This is a genomic window from Allobosea sp. CS1GBMeth4, assembly GCF_900185715.1.
Classification (GTDB): domain Bacteria; phylum Pseudomonadota; class Alphaproteobacteria; order Rhizobiales; family Beijerinckiaceae; genus Allobosea.
On sequence record NZ_FYAS01000022.1, the window covers coordinates 1 to 13,812 of the forward strand.

15 protein-coding genes are annotated in these 13,812 nt (G+C 68.3%); 5 read left to right on the forward strand and 10 right to left on the reverse strand.

Going from position 1 to position 13,812, the window contains the following annotated elements; genetic code table 11:
- From CS1GBM4_RS13035 to argH, 4 genes are all read right to left on the reverse strand, one after another.
- Nucleotides 1-598, reverse strand: a 598-nt coding sequence (locus CS1GBM4_RS13035) for a DUF4175 family protein (protein ID WP_186419161.1), incomplete at its 3' end; no start/stop codon positions are given.
- 249 nt (nt 599-847) lie between these two features.
- Nucleotides 848-2,137, reverse strand: a complete 1,290-nt coding sequence (lysA, locus tag CS1GBM4_RS13040; RefSeq protein ID WP_186419162.1) for a diaminopimelate decarboxylase — start codon at nt 2,135-2,137, stop codon at nt 848-850.
- 6 nt (nt 2,138-2,143) lie between these two features.
- Nucleotides 2,144-2,404: a lipoprotein gene (locus CS1GBM4_RS13045; protein WP_186419163.1), complete on the reverse strand. Its 261-nt coding sequence runs from the start codon at nt 2,402-2,404 to the stop codon at nt 2,144-2,146.
- A 152-nt stretch (nt 2,405-2,556) separates the two neighbouring features.
- Nucleotides 2,557-3,942 (reverse strand): argininosuccinate lyase, encoded by a 1,386-nt coding sequence (argH, locus tag CS1GBM4_RS13050; protein ID WP_186419164.1) that lies wholly within the window; start codon nt 3,940-3,942, stop codon nt 2,557-2,559.
- Between the two features lie 31 nt (nt 3,943-3,973).
- Here argH and CS1GBM4_RS13055 point away from each other — a divergent pair, with 31 nt between their 5' ends.
- The 3 genes from CS1GBM4_RS13055 to CS1GBM4_RS13065 all read left to right on the forward strand — a co-directional run bounded on the left by CS1GBM4_RS13055 (nt 3,974) and on the right by CS1GBM4_RS13065 (nt 6,786).
- Nucleotides 3,974-4,603, forward strand: a complete 630-nt coding sequence (locus tag CS1GBM4_RS13055) for a TlpA disulfide reductase family protein (protein ID WP_244607208.1) — start codon at nt 3,974-3,976, stop codon at nt 4,601-4,603.
- 58 nt (nt 4,604-4,661) lie between these two features.
- On the forward strand, nt 4,662-6,392 hold the full coding sequence (locus tag CS1GBM4_RS13060; RefSeq protein ID WP_186419269.1) for a carbamoyltransferase C-terminal domain-containing protein: 1,731 nt from the start codon (nt 4,662-4,664) through the stop codon (nt 6,390-6,392).
- 145 nt (nt 6,393-6,537) lie between these two features.
- On the forward strand, nt 6,538-6,786 hold the full coding sequence (locus tag CS1GBM4_RS13065) for a DUF1272 domain-containing protein (protein ID WP_186419166.1): 249 nt from the start codon (nt 6,538-6,540) through the stop codon (nt 6,784-6,786).
- A gap of 68 nt (nt 6,787-6,854) precedes the next feature.
- Here the strand turns inward: CS1GBM4_RS13065 and grxD are convergent, their stop codons facing one another.
- The 3 genes from grxD to purL all read right to left on the reverse strand — a co-directional run bounded on the left by grxD (nt 6,855) and on the right by purL (nt 9,821).
- Nucleotides 6,855-7,190 (reverse strand): Grx4 family monothiol glutaredoxin, encoded by a 336-nt coding sequence (grxD, locus tag CS1GBM4_RS13070; protein ID WP_186419167.1) that lies wholly within the window; start codon nt 7,188-7,190, stop codon nt 6,855-6,857.
- A gap of 45 nt (nt 7,191-7,235) precedes the next feature.
- Complete coding sequence (locus CS1GBM4_RS13075; protein ID WP_186419168.1) at nt 7,236-7,472, reverse strand: BolA family transcriptional regulator; 237 nt, start codon at nt 7,470-7,472, stop codon at nt 7,236-7,238.
- 138 nt (nt 7,473-7,610) lie between these two features.
- Nucleotides 7,611-9,821 (reverse strand): phosphoribosylformylglycinamidine synthase subunit PurL, encoded by a 2,211-nt coding sequence (purL, locus tag CS1GBM4_RS13080; protein ID WP_186419169.1) that lies wholly within the window; start codon nt 9,819-9,821, stop codon nt 7,611-7,613.
- A gap of 160 nt (nt 9,822-9,981) precedes the next feature.
- Between purL and CS1GBM4_RS13085 the strand changes: the two genes are divergently transcribed.
- A complete protein-coding gene (locus tag CS1GBM4_RS13085) occupies nt 9,982-10,194 on the forward strand; it encodes a type II toxin-antitoxin system VapB family antitoxin (RefSeq protein ID WP_186419170.1) in 213 nt (70 codons plus the stop codon).
- A complete protein-coding gene (locus CS1GBM4_RS13090; protein ID WP_186419171.1) occupies nt 10,191-10,580 on the forward strand; it encodes a PIN domain-containing protein in 390 nt (129 codons plus the stop codon). Before CS1GBM4_RS13085 ends, CS1GBM4_RS13090 begins: the two co-directional genes overlap by 4 nt.
- 18 nt (nt 10,581-10,598) lie before the next feature.
- On the opposite strand, the gene CS1GBM4_RS13095 is transcribed toward CS1GBM4_RS13090, so the two are convergent.
- From CS1GBM4_RS13095 to CS1GBM4_RS13105, 3 genes are read right to left on the reverse strand one after another with little or no spacing between them, the layout of a single operon-like run.
- A complete protein-coding gene (locus CS1GBM4_RS13095) occupies nt 10,599-11,039 on the reverse strand; it encodes a thioesterase family protein (protein ID WP_186419172.1) in 441 nt (146 codons plus the stop codon).
- Nucleotides 11,036-11,920: a methyltransferase domain-containing protein gene (locus CS1GBM4_RS13100; RefSeq protein ID WP_186419173.1), complete on the reverse strand. Its 885-nt coding sequence runs from the start codon at nt 11,918-11,920 to the stop codon at nt 11,036-11,038. Before CS1GBM4_RS13100 ends, CS1GBM4_RS13095 begins: the two co-directional genes overlap by 4 nt.
- Nucleotides 11,921-11,933: 13 nt before the next feature.
- Nucleotides 11,934-13,775, reverse strand: a complete 1,842-nt coding sequence (locus CS1GBM4_RS13105) for a M3 family oligoendopeptidase (RefSeq protein ID WP_186419174.1) — start codon at nt 13,773-13,775, stop codon at nt 11,934-11,936.
- Nucleotides 13,776-13,812 lie beyond the last annotated feature (37 nt).

Sequence of the window (13,812 nt, forward strand, 5' to 3'; positions counted from 1 at the left end):
CGGCGGCGGCGAGCGCAGCCCCCCGCCAGTCGAAGGCGGCGGCGAGCCGCGGCAGGGCCTCGTGCCCGGCGACGAAGAAGCCGGCGACCGCGGCGACCAGAGGCGCCGCACGCAGCGCCCGCCTGTCGCGCCCGGCCATGCGCGGCTGCGGCGGGGCGACCTTCAGCGCCGCCACATGGGCGCTCTGGCGCTGCAGATGCAGTGCCCACAGCGCCTGCGAGACCGGGTCCTTGCCGCCGACCGCGAGCGTGTCCTCGAGGCTGGTCGCAGGGCGGTGCGCCCCGTCCATCGAATGGTCGAGCCGGGCGAGTGCCTCACGGCGGCTGGGCCAGCGGCCGGAGACGGCCGGCCAGAAACTTCCGAGTAGGGCCAGGGCGAAGCCGGCCGTGCCGGCGGCCCGGCCCCACCAGGGCAGGTAGCCCCACAGGCCGAGCCATGAGACGGCGAGGAAGAGCAGGACCACGCTGAGCGGCGCCCACAGCCGCGGCCAGAGCCGCTCCCAGCCCAGCGACAGCCGCGATACCGCAGCGAGGCGGTCGAGCCGTCTGCGGATCGTCCCAGCCGGGTCAAGCGCCGTCCGGCGCGGTGTCTCGCTCATCCGATGCTCCGAGCCCCCCCCCCCGCGGCGCCTCTCTCAAGCCGGATCCGATCGGATTGACTCAATCTGATCGGTGAATCCGCCTCTCGCTTTGAGTCTGGAGACCGTTTTACCGATCAGCTCGCGGGCAAGCCGACCGGAACGGGCTTCAGGCTTCATCGACCGAGCATGCAGGCTAGCATGGGAATGTGGCGTGACCAGCACCGAGGCGCGCCGCCCCACAGCTCCTCCGCTTATTGTGAAGCGGAGTCAGGACAGCCAGGGCGGCGCACGATCCGTGCCGATCAGTTCCTCATAGCTCTGTCGCGGCCGCGTCACCGCGAATTTGTCGCCCTTGACCAGCACTTCCGCGACGAGCGGGCGCTGATTGTAGGTCGAGGACATGCTGGCGCCATAGGCCCCGGCCGTCATGAAGGCGATGAGGTCGCCGGGCTTCAGTTCGGACAATTCGCGCCCGGTGGTGAAGGTGTCGCCTGATTCGCAGATCGGCCCGACCACGTCGTAGGCGATCGTCCTCGCGCCCTCCGCCGGTTCCGCCACCGGCCAGATCTCGTGATAGGCCTCGTACATCGCCGGCCGCATCAGGTCGTTCATCGCCGCGTCGACGACCAGGAACTGCTTGTTCGGGCGCGGATTCAGATGCAGCACCCTCGTCAGGAGGATGCCGGCATTGCCGACGATCAGCCGGCCGGGCTCGAAACCGAGCTCGACATCGAGTCCTTGCGTGACCCTGGCGACCATCGCTGCATAGGCCTCGATCAGGCCCGGGCCGTGATCGAATTCCTTCGGGATGTCATAGGGGATGCCGAGCCCGCCGCCGAGATCGAGCCGGTCGACGCGATGGCCCTCCGCCCGCAGCGCCAGCACGAGATCGCGCATCTTGGCATAGGCCGCCTCGAAGGCGTCGACCTCGTGGATCTGACTGCCGATATGCACGGCGAGCCCCATGATGCGGACGCCCGCCATGTTGGCGGCCCGGGCATAGAGCCGATGCACCTCCTCGAAGGAGACGCCGAACTTGTTGGCCGAGGAGCCGGTGGTGATCTTGGCGTGGCCGCCGGCGCCGATGTCGGGATTGACCCGGAACACCGCCTCCTGGCGCTTGCCCAGCCGCTGCGCCACCTTCGACAGCAGGTCGAGCTCGCCCTCGGTCTCGATATTGACCTGGTAGATGCCGGCCTCGACGGCGAAGGACAGCTCGCTCTCGCTCTTGCCGACGCCGGAGAAGACGATCCTGTTCGCCGGAAATCCGGCCGCGAGCGCCTTGCGGATCTCGCCTTCAGAGACCGTGTCGGCGCCGGCGCCGAGCGCCGCCAGCGTCTTCAGCACGCCGAGATTGCTGTTCGCCTTCATGGCGTAGAAGACATGCGCCGGCCTATCCGGCGCCGTCGACCTCATCGCCTCCTGATAGAGGCGGTAATGCCGCTCGATCGTCGCCGAGGAATAGACGTAGACCGGCGTTCCGACCTTCTCCGCGATCTCGCGCAGGTCGACATCCTCGGCGAAGAGCGCGCCGTCGCGATAGTCGAAGTGGTGCATGTCGTTTCAGAGCAACGGGTCGAGCACGAAGGGCTTCTCGGGAATCTCGATCGCCTTGTTGCGTTTCGCCGGCTTGCCGAGCGGCGAGGCATCCGTCGCGTTGAAGGTGTTCTCGACCGCGCCGGTCTGCTCGGCCGGCAGGTCGACCGCGTTTTTGGCGTTCGGCGGCGGCTCGAGCGGGCCACGGCGGCCGCAGGCACTGAGCGCGAGACCGAGGAGGCCGGCCAGCAACACGGCGCGGCCGATAGTCAGACGGGAATGCGGCACGAACGGGTATCCTCGGGCAAGGCGTCGAAGGGACTGTAGCGAATGGCGTGAAAGCTTGCGAGCCTCACACGCGTCATTCTCGGGCGGAGCAAAGCGCAGACCCGAGAATCCCCTGCAGGAGATGCCCGGGTCAAGCCCGGGCATGACGAGTCTCAGCCCTTGGCGAGCTGCTTCAGCCAGCGCCTGGCCTGCCGCCTCACATTGGCAGGAGCGGTACCGCCATAGCTGGTGCGGCTCTTGACCGAACGCTCGACCCCGAGCACGGCAAAGACCTCGTCGCTGATCCGCGGCTCGACCTCCTGCATCTCGGCGAGCGAGAGCTTCTCCAGCCCGACGCCCTTGCCCGAAGCGATGCCGACGAGCCGGCCGGTGACGTGATGGGCGTCGCGGAACGGCATCTTGAGAACGCGCACCAGCCAGTCGGCGAGGTCGGTCGCGGTCGCGTAGCCGAGCCCTGCCGCCTTCCTCATCGTCTTCAGGTCCGGCTGCATGTCGCGGACCATGCCGGCAGTCGCGGCGAGGCAGAGCGACAGGGTCTGCACCGCGTCGAACGTGCCTTCCTTGTCCTCCTGCATGTCCTTCGAATAGGTCAGCGGCAAGCCCTTCATCATCGTCAGAAGGCCCTGCAGCGCGCCGAAGACGCGACCCGCCTTGCCGCGCACCAGCTCGGCCGCATCGGGATTGCGCTTCTGCGGCATGATCGAGGAGCCCGTCGAGAATCTGTCGGAGAGCTTGACGAAGCCGAATTGCGGCGTCGCCCACAGCACGATCTCCTCGGCGAGACGCGACAGGTGCACGGCGCAGATCGAGGCGGCCGACAAAGTCTCCAGCACGAAGTCGCGGTCCGAGACCGAATCGAGCGAGTTCGCCGTCGGCCGGGCGAAGCCGAGCGCCTTGGCGGTCATGTGCCGGTCGATCGGGAAGGAGGTGCCCGCGAGCGCGGCAGCGCCGAGCGGGCATTCGTTCATGCGCTCGCGCGCATCGCGCAGCCGGCCGCGGTCGCGCGCCAGCATCTCGACATAGGCGAGCAGGTGATGGCCGAAGGTGACCGGCTGCGCCGATTGCAGATGGGTGAAGCCCGGCATCACCGCCCCGGCATAGCTCTCGGCCTTCTCGGCAAGCGCGAGCTGCAGGTCCGCGACCTGCTCGTCGAGCTGGTCGAGCGCATCGCGCACCCACAGGCGCATGTCGGTCGCGACCTGGTCGTTGCGCGAGCGGGCGGTGTGCAGGCGCCCGGCCGCCGGGCCGATGCGGTCCTTGAGATTGCTCTCGACATTCATGTGGATGTCCTCGAGCGCGCGCGAGAACGTGAAGCGCCCGGCCTCGATCTCGGTCTCGATCCCCTTGAGTCCGGCGCTGATGGCATCCACGTCCGCCTGTGTCAGGATGCCGGTGGCGGCGAGCATGGCGGCGTGCGCCAGCGAACCGCGGATGTCCTGACGCCAGAGGCGCTGGTCGAAATCGATGGAGGCGTTGATCTCCTCCATGATGGCGTCGGGACCTGTGGCGAAACGCCCACCCCACATGCGGTTGCTCACGGCGGTCTTTCCTGCTCTTCAAGGACGCGCGATGACGTCTCGGTCGAAAATGATGGCGGCCTGCGGGGCTCTGGCGCTGCTGGTGATCGGCGGCGCAGCGGCCTTCTACTCCGTGCGGGGCGGGGCCGGCAATTCCACTTGCAGCGCCGCCGGCGCAAGGGCCGAGGCGCTGCGCCCGCTCGCGAGGGGCGAGGTCGCCGCCGTCGAGGTGGCGAAACAGCCGGCGCTTATCCCCGATCTCGCCTTCAACGGCCCCGACGGCGAGCCGACGACGCTCTCCGCCTTCCGCGGCAAGACCGTGCTGGTCAATCTCTGGGCGACCTGGTGCCTGCCCTGCCTCACCGAGATGCCGGCGCTCGATGCGCTCCAGGGCGCCCTCGGCGGCTCCGATTTCGAGGTCGTCGCCATCAATATCGACACGCGCCACCCCGACAAGCCGAAGAAATGGCTCGCCGACAAGAACATCGTCCGCCTCGGCTATTACGCCGATCCGCAGGCCAAGGTCTTCCAGGACATTCGCGCGGTGAAGAAGGTCGAGGGCATGCCGATCAGCCTGCTGGTCGACCCCGCCGGCTGCGAGCTCGCCTTGCTGCAGGGCCCGGCGGAATGGTCGGGCGCCGACGCCAGGACGCTGATCACCGCCGCGATCGGCCGCCGCTGACGGTCCTGCCCGGGCGCCATTTGCCATGGCCGCCCGGCTGTTCCATACCCTGCCGGCCATGAGCTACACCATCGGCCTCGCCACCACCTTCCACGACCCCGCCATCGCCATCGTCGACCCCGCCGGCGAGGTCCTGTTCGCCGAGGCGGCCGAGCGCTACCTGCAATACAAGCGGGCGCCGAACTGCGAGCCGGACACGGCGGCGCGGATGGAAGGACTGCTCAGGCGCTATATTCCCCGGGGGGCCGAGATCACGCTCGCCACCAGCTGGGGCGAGGAGTTCACCGGCTTCCTCGACCAGATGAGCCGCGGCGGCGCCTTCGGCCTCGAGGCGCTGCTGAAGCTCTCGCCCGCCTTCAACCGCTCGCTCGTGCCCGAGCGCAGCGAGCGCGCCCTGATCGCGGCGCTGCATCACCAGCAGCAGCGCGCCGGCCTCGGCACCCTGCTCGGCCTCGACCGCGCTTTCGGCGAGGCGAAGATCACCGGGATGACGCGCTACGGGCACCATCTCAGCCATGCCGCCTATGCCTGCTGGTCCTCGCCCTTCCGCGAGGCCGCCTGCCTCGTCGTCGACGGCATGGGCGAGACCGGCGCCTCCGCCATCTTCGCTCTGAAGGACGGCCGCCTCACCGAGCTGAAGCGCCATCGCGGCCGCGAATCGATCGGCTTCTATTTCGGCTTCGTCACCGACCTCGCCGGCTTCGATCAGGCCAAGGGCGAGGAATGGAAGATCATGGGGCTCGCGCCCTATGGCCGGCGCGATCCCGAACTGCTCGCTCTGCTGCGCAAGCTCTATCGCGTCGAGGGCACCAAGCTCACCTTCGCCGATGCCGCGACGATCCGGGACGTCGCCGCCGAGATCCTCGCCCGCCGCCCGGCCGAGGCGCTCGACACGGGCTGGGCCGATCTCTCGCGCTGCGGCCAGGACGTCTTCGCCGAGATGATGGAGGCGCTGCTCGCCGAGACGGCGGCGCTCTGCCCCTCCGAGAACCTCGTGCTCGCCGGCGGCTGCGCGCTCAATTCCTCGTTCAACGGCAGGATCGTCGGCCGCCACGGCTTCACCCGCGTCCATGTGCCCTCCGCGCCGGCCGATGACGGCAACGCGATCGGCGCTGCCTGGCTCGCCCATGCCGAGGCCAATCCGGATTGGCGGGCGCCTGCGGGGCCGATGACGCCCTATCTCGGCTCGACCCTGTCGAGCGAACCCTTCGAGCGCATGACGGCCTGGGAGCCGAGGCTGCAGAAGCTCTCGCCCGACGAGATCGTGGTGGCGACGGCGGAGCTGCTCGCCGAGGGCAAGCTCGTCGGCTGGGCCCAGGGGCGCGCCGAGTTCGGGCCGCGCGCCCTCGGCAACCGCTCGATCCTGGCCGATCCGCGCCCGGCGAACGCCAAGGACATCCTCAACGCCAAGGTCAAGTACCGCGAGGCCTTCCGGCCCTTCGCCCCCTCGATCCTGGCCGAGCACGGCCCGGACTGGTTCGAGAACTACCAGGACGCGCCCTATATGGAACGCACCCTGACCTGGAAGGAGGCGGTGCGGGCACGCGTCCCCGCCGTCGTCCATGAGGATGCGACCGGGCGCCTGCAGAGCGTCACGGCCGAGCGCAATCCGCGCTACCACGCGCTGATCACGGCCTTCCACGCGCTGACCGGCGTGCCGGTGATCCTCAACACCTCGTTCAACATCATGGGCAAGCCGATCCTGCACAGCAGCGAGGATGCGATCCTGATGTTCTATACGAGCGGGCTCGATGCGCTGGTGGTCGACGACTGGCTGCTGGTGAAGTGACCGCCAGAGCATCGGACCGAAAAGCGGAATCCGCTTCTCGGAACAATCCGGTGCTTCGACAAAGGGATTGATCGGACCGATCACGCGAAATCGCTGGCTTCGACCGCGGCGAAGCCCATCATCGCCGCGATGGAGGATCAGCGCCATGCTGCAACTGCGCCCGAACTGCGAATGCTGCGACCGCGACCTGCCGCCCGAGGCGCAGGACGCGATGATCTGCACCTTCGAATGCACCTTCTGCGCCGATTGCGCGCAGACGCGCTTCGGCGGCGCCTGCCCGAACTGCGGCGGCGAGTTGGTGCGCCGGCCGGTGAGGCCGGCGCGCATGCTGGAAAAATACCCGGCCTCGACGGAGCGCGTGAGCAAACCGCACCCGGAATGCCGGGCGGCCTGAGCGGCCAGGGCTTTCGAGATCGGGCGGGCCGGGCAACGAAGGCTGCCCAGCCCCGCCAAACTGCGGCGTCAGCTCGCCTGCTTGACCGCGATGCCCTTCTCTTCGAACAGCGCCTGCAACTCGCCGGCCTGGAACATCTCGCGGGTGATGTCGCAGCCGCCGACGAATTCGCCCTTGACGTAGAGCTGCGGAATCGTCGGCCAGTTCGAATAGGCCTTGATGCCCTCGCGGATCTCCTGATCCTCGAGCACGTTGACGCCCTTATAGGGCACGCCGACATAGTTGAGGATCTGCACGACCTGGCCGGAGAAGCCGCACATCGGGAATTGCGGCGTGCCCTTCATGAAGAGCACCACGTCGTTGGCCTTCACTTCGGCGTCGATGCGGGCGTTGATGTCGCTCATGTCTTGCTCCTGGGGCGGGTTCAAGGCCCGCTGGATGAACTCGCTCTAATTCTGGGGAACCGCAGTCGTCAGCGCAAGGGCATGCAGCACGCCGCCCATGTTTCCTTGCAGGGCGGCATAGACCATCTGGTGCTGCTGCACCCGCGACTTGCCCTTGAAGGCGGCAGAGGTCACGGTCGCGGCATAATGGTCGCCGTCGCCGGCGAGATCCTTGATCTCGATCACGGCATCCGGCAGCGCCGCCTTGATCAGGCGCTCGATCTCGCTCGCTTCCATCGCCATGTGGCGTCTCCTCAAATTCGGACCGTTTCCGTCATTGCGAGGAGCGGAGCGACGATGCAATCCAGGAGCGGCAGAGCTCTACGTATCCTGGATTGCTTCGCTCACGCTCACAATGACGGTGGTGTTCCTCGTAATCAATCAGGCGGCCTTGCCGGCCATGTAGTCGGGCAGCCAGCTCTCATGCGCCTTGCGCAGGGCAGCGACCGGGACAGCGGCCTCGCCTGGCAGGGCAAGCTCGCCGCCGCCCGTCTTGCCGATGATCAGAGCCGGTACGCCGGCAGCCTTCGCCTCGGCGACCACCGCCTCGGCGGCGCCAGCAGCGAGCGCCAGCAGATAGCGGCCCTGGTCCTCGCCGAACAGCGCGGCGTGCGCCGGCCCGGCCGGGATTGCCTCGACCTTGGCGCCGATGCCCTTCGCCATCGCCATTTCGGCGAGCGCGACGGCAAGGCCGCCATCCGAGAGATCGTGACAGGCACTGACGCGCCCGGCGGCGATCAGCCCGCGCACGAAATCGCCGTTGCGGCGCTCGACCGAAAGGTCGACCGGCGGCGGCGCCCCCTCCTCGCGTCCGCAGACCGTCGCGAGGTAGGAGGACTGCCCGAGCCAGCCCTTGGTCTCGCCGATCAGCACGATCGCCTCGCCCTCGGCCTTGAAGCCGACCGTCGCATGCTTGGTGACGTCCGCCAGCACGCCGACGCCGCCGATCGTCGGGGTCGGCAGGATCGAGACGCCGTTGGTCTCGTTGTAGAGCGAGACATTGCCGGAGACGACCGGGAAATCGAGCGCCTTGCAGGCCTCGCCGATGCCGCGGATGCAGCCGACGAGCTGGCCCATCACCTCGGGCCGCTCCGGATTGCCGAAATTCAGGTTGTCGGTGATCGCGAGCGGCGTCGCCCCGACCGCGGTCAGGTTGCGCCAGGCTTCGGCCACCGCCTGCTTGCCGCCCTCGAACGGGTCGGCCTCGCAATAGCGCGGCGTCACGTCGGCGGTCATGGCGAGGCCCTTCGGCCCCTCCTCGATCCGGACGATGCCGGCGTCTCCGCCCGGCGTCACCGCCGAATTGCCCAGGATCAGCGTGTCGTATTGCTCGTAGATCCAGCGCTTCGAGCAGAGATCGGGCGAGCCGACAAGCCTGAGCAGCGCTTCGGCATTCGCCATCGGCGGCGTCACGCTCGCGGCATCGACCACCGGCCGCTTCGGCGTCTCGACCCAGGGCCGGTCGTATTCCGGCGCCTCGTCGCCGAGCTCCTTGATCGGCAGGTCGGCCATCGTCTCGCCCTGGTGCTTGACGACGAAGCGCAGGCTGTCGGTGGTGTGGCCGACGACGGCGAAGTCGAGGCCCCATTTGCGGAAGATCGCCTCGGCCGGCTCCTCATGGCCGGGCTTGATCACCATGAGCATGCGCTCCTGGCTCTCCGAGAGCATCATCTCGTAGGCGCTCATCCGCTCCTCGCGGCAGGGCACCGCGTCGAGGTCGAGCTCGACGCCGAGATCGCCCTTGGCGCCCATCTCGACCGCCGAGCAGGTCAGCCCCGCCGCGCCCATGTCCTGGATCGCGTCGACATGGCCGGCCGCCATGATCTCGAGGCAGGCCTCGAGCAGCAGCTTCTCGGCGAAGGGGTCGCCGACCTGCACGGTCGGGCGCCGCTCCTCGCCGCCCTCGCCGAAGGCGGCGGAGGCCATGGTGGCGCCATGGATGCCGTCGCGGCCGGTCTTGGAGCCGAGATAGACGATCGCCTTGCCGACGCCGGTCGCCTTGGCGTAGAAGATCTCGTCGGCCCGCGCGAGGCCGACCGCCATGGCGTTGACCAGGATGTTGCCGTCATAGCGGCGATGGAAGCCGGTGGCGCCGCCGACATTCGGCACGCCGAAGGAATTGCCGTAGCCGCCGATGCCGGCGACGACGCCGGAGACGAGATGGCGCGTCTTCGGATGGCTCGGGTCCCCGAACCGAAGCGCGTCGAGCACCGCGATCGGGCGCGCGCCCATGGTGAAGACGTCGCGCAGGATGCCGCCGACGCCGGTGGTCGCGCCCTGATAGGGCTCGATGAAGGACGGGTGGTTGTGGCTCTCCATCTTGAAGACCACGGCGAGCCCGTCGCCGATATCGATCACGCCGGCATTCTCGCCCGGGCCCTGGATCACCCAGGGCGCCTTGGTCGGCAGCGTCTTCAGATGGATCTTCGAGGATTTGTAGGAGCAGTGCTCGTTCCACATCGCCGAGACGATGCCGAGCTCGGTGATGGTCGGCTCGCGCCCGATCAGGTGCAGGAAGCGCTGGTATTCGTCCGGCTTGAGGCCGTGCTCGGCGACCAGCTGCGGGGTGATCTTGATGTCGTTGGGAATCACGCGGCCTGTTCCTGACGGAGGGGGCGAGCCAGAGGCTCGATCTCAAGCGGGGGCAATAGCCCAAAAGCGGCTCCGGAGACAATCGCGGCGGGAACGCGCAGATTGAACGGCAAGTGCATGATGTGTACGATTTACATCTCTCTTACACATCGAGACCGCCATGCGCACCAATATCGAGCTCGATGACAAATTGCTCGCCGAGGCGATGGAAGCGACGGGCTTGCCCACCAAACGGGCGACCGTCGAGGAAGCCCTGCGAAAGCTCGTCCAGGAGTATCGGCGGCGACGAGCGCTGGAAGACCTGCGCGGACTCGGCTGGGAGGGCGATCTCGACGCGATGCGACTCGGCGAGCCCGATCACCGGCAGAAATGATCGTCGTCGACACCTCGGTCTGGATTGCACTGCTGCGCGATCGGGCAACGCAACAGGTCGAACGATTGCTCTCGATCCGCGATCGCTCGCAGATCCTGCTCACGGATCTGGTGTTGCTCGAATTGCTGCAAGGCAGCCGCGACGATCGGCATGCGGCCCGAATCGAGCGCGACCTCGGCGTCTTCGAACAGGTTGCGATCTCCAGCCTGGAACTCGCACCGCTTGCCGCCGGCCATTACCGACGGCTCCGCATGCGAGGCATCACGGTCCGCAAGACGGTCGACCTGATCATCGCCAGCTACTGCATCGCGCATGGCCATCACCTGCTGCATCAGGATCGCGATTTCGAGCCCTTTGCAGAGCATTGCGGCCTGCTGATCGCGTGAGGTCAGTCGCCGGAGCTCCTACCCCACCCTGATCTCAGCCATGGCCGCCCGCAGGCTGGCCGGGATCGGCACCGGGGTCTGCGGGCCACGCTCGACATAGACATGGGTGAACAGGCCCTGCGCCGCCGCGAGCGCGCCGCCCTGCCGGAAGATGCCGATGCGATAGGTCACCGAGGAGCGCCCGAGCCTCTCGACGGCGAGCGCGCCCTCGACCACCTCGGGGAAGGCGATGCTCTCGAAATAATCGCAGCGCGTGCCGACCACGAGGCCGACGACCGAACTCTCCTTCACGTCGAGGAAGCCGCGCTCGATCAGCCAGGCGTTCACCACCGTGTCGAACCAGTTGTAGTAGATCACGTTGTTGACGTGGCCGAAGACGTCGTTGTCGGCCCAACGGGTCGGGATCGTGCGGAACAGGCGGAAATCGGCCCGCCCGAGCCTGACCGGCTTCTCGCTCATGGCTTCTCCCCGCCCGCCTTGTCGCCCGCGCCGATCTCGGCGACGCCGAGCGCGTCTGCCAGCCGCGCCTTGGCCGAGCCCGGACGCAGCGGCTTCTGCTGGCTCTCGTGCGGCGCCCAGCCGGAGAGCCAGACGATCTCGAAGGTCGCGCGCAGGCGCCCGTCCGGATCGGCGAAACGCTCGGCATAGAGCTCCGCCGCCCGCAGCAGCACGCCGCGCCGCAGCGGCTTGCCGCTGCGTTCGGCGAGGGCATTGGCCCAGCCCATGGCGCGCAGATCGCGCAGCAGCCCGAACATGTCGCCATAGCGTACGGTCACGCTCTCGCTGTCGATCACCGGCAGCGCAAAGCCGGCCCGCTGGAGCAGGCCGCCGAGATCGCGCAGATCGGCGAAGGGCGCGACGCGCGGGCTCGCACCGCCGGTCAGCTCGACCTCGGCCGCGAGCAGAGACTGACGCAGTTCGGTCAGGCTCTGGCCACCGAGCAGGCAGGCGATGAAGAGCCCGTCGGGGCGCAGCGCCCGCCGAATCTGGACCAGCGCGCCGGGCAGGTCGTTGACCGCGTGCAACGCCAGCAGCGAGGTCGCGAGGTCGAGCGATTCCGGTGCGAAGGGCAAGGCCTCGAGGTCGCCGGCCAAGGCGCCGCTCGCATCCGCGACCTCGGCCATGCGCAGCAATTCGCCTGCCCGCTCCCGCAGCACCTTGTCCGCAAGCGGCAGTGGCGTGCCGAGATCGGCCGCTCGCGCGAAGCGGCGCAGCACGGTGGAGAGCCGCTCGTCGAGATCGGCGACGCAGCGCGCCAGCAGGAAATCCGGGTAGCCGGCGGCGAGCGCCGCCGCGAGACGGCGGCGATAGAGCGCGCGGTCGAAGACGACGGAGCTCACCGCGCGCCCCGCTTCACTCCATCCCCTCCAGCTCGGCGATCAGCCCCTCGATCATCTTGAGCCCTATCTGCCAGAAGGCCGGGTCGCGCGCATCGAGCCCGAACGGCTTCAGCAGCTCGGAATGGTGCTTGGTTCCGCCCGCCGAGAGCAGGGCGAAATAGCGCTCCTGAAAGCCCGCCGCCGAGTTCTGGTAGACGCCGTAGAGCGAGTTCACCAGGCAATCGCCGAAGGCGTAGGCATAGACGTAGAAGGGCGAGTGGATGAAGTGCGGGATATAGGCCCAGAAGGTCTCGTAGCCCGGCCCGAGCCGGATCGCCGGCCCGAGGCTTTCCGACTGCACGCTGAGCCAGAGATCGCACAGGTTTTCCGCGGTCAGCTCGCCCTGCCGGCGCGCTTCATGGACCTTGCGCTCGAAGGAATAGAAGGCGATCTGGCGCACGACCGTGTTGATCATGTCCTCGACCTTGGCCGCCAGCATCGCCTTGCGCTGCTTCGGATCGCGCGTCCCGTCGAGCAGCTTGCGGAAGGTCAGCATCTCGCCGAACACGCTCGCGGTCTCGGCCAGAGTCAGCGGCGTCGGTGCCATCAGCGCCCCGTTCGGCCCGGCCAGGACCTGGTGCACGCCATGGCCGAGCTCATGCGCCAGCGTCATCACGTCGCGCGGCTTGCCCTGATAGTTGAGCAGGACGTAAGGGTGCGCGGACGGCACCGTCGGATGCGCGAACGCGCCCGGCGCCTTGCCCGGCCGGGCCGGCGCGTCGATCCAGCCCTCGTCGAAGAAGCGTCGCGCGATCCCCGCCATATCGGTCGAGAAGTCGCCATAGGCCGAGAGCACCGTGTCGCGCGCCTCGGTCCAGGGGATGGTGCGCTGCTCGACCTTGGGCAGCGGCGCGTTGCGATCCCAATAGTCGAGCACCTCCTGGCCGAACCAGCGCGCCTTCAGCCTGTAATAGCGGTGCGACAGGCGCGGATAGGCGTCGCGCACGGCCGCGACCAGCGCATCGACGACCTCGCGCTCGACCCGGTTGGCGAGATGCCTGGAATCGGCGACGTCGGCGAACTTGCGCCAGCGATCGGAGATCTCCTTGTCCTTCGCCAGCGTGTTGGTGATCAGGCCGAATGTGCGCAGATGCTGGCGAAACACGGTGCCGAGCACCTCCGCCGCCTCCTTGCGCACCGCCCCGTCGGCGTCCTGCAGCTTGTTGAGCGTCAGCTCGAGGGTGAGATCCTCGCCGCCGACCTTGAAGCGCAGCGAGGCGATGGTCTCGTCGAAGAGCCGGTTCCAGGCGCCGTGGCCTGTGACCGACTTCTCGTGGAAGAGCTCCTCGATCCGGTCCTCGAGCTGGTGCGGCTTGTCCTTGGCGAGGTCGTCGAGCCAGGGCTTCCAGTGGCTGAGCGGAGCCTGTGCAGCCGCCTTGGCCAGCAGCGCCTCGTCGATCCGGTTCAGCTCGAGCCCGAAGAACAGGAGGTCGGTCGAGATCGCGGTGACCTTGTCCTGCGTGTCGCCATAGAATTTGGCGCGCTGCGGATCGGTGGTGTCGCCGGAATAGACCAGCCCCGCATAGGACATGATCTTGCCGACCAGATCCTCCAGCCCCTCATAGGCCTTGACCGCCTCGGCCAGCGCGGCGCTCGCATCCTCGCGCGCGGCGAGCGCCGCGAGCTTGCCGCGATAGAGCTCGGCGAAGCGCCGGGCCTCGGCCGCGGCGCGCTCGACATCGGCCGCGAAGGCGGGCGAATCCATCGCCGGATAGAGATGCGTCAGATTCCATTCCGGCAGGGCGCCGAGCGCGTCGGCGGCGCCCCCGGCATGGGCGGCGCGTGCGAATGCGGGACGGTCGAAGGGGCGGGTCATGGCGTCTCTGCCTCGGCCTGTCGGGAGGGTTGCGGCC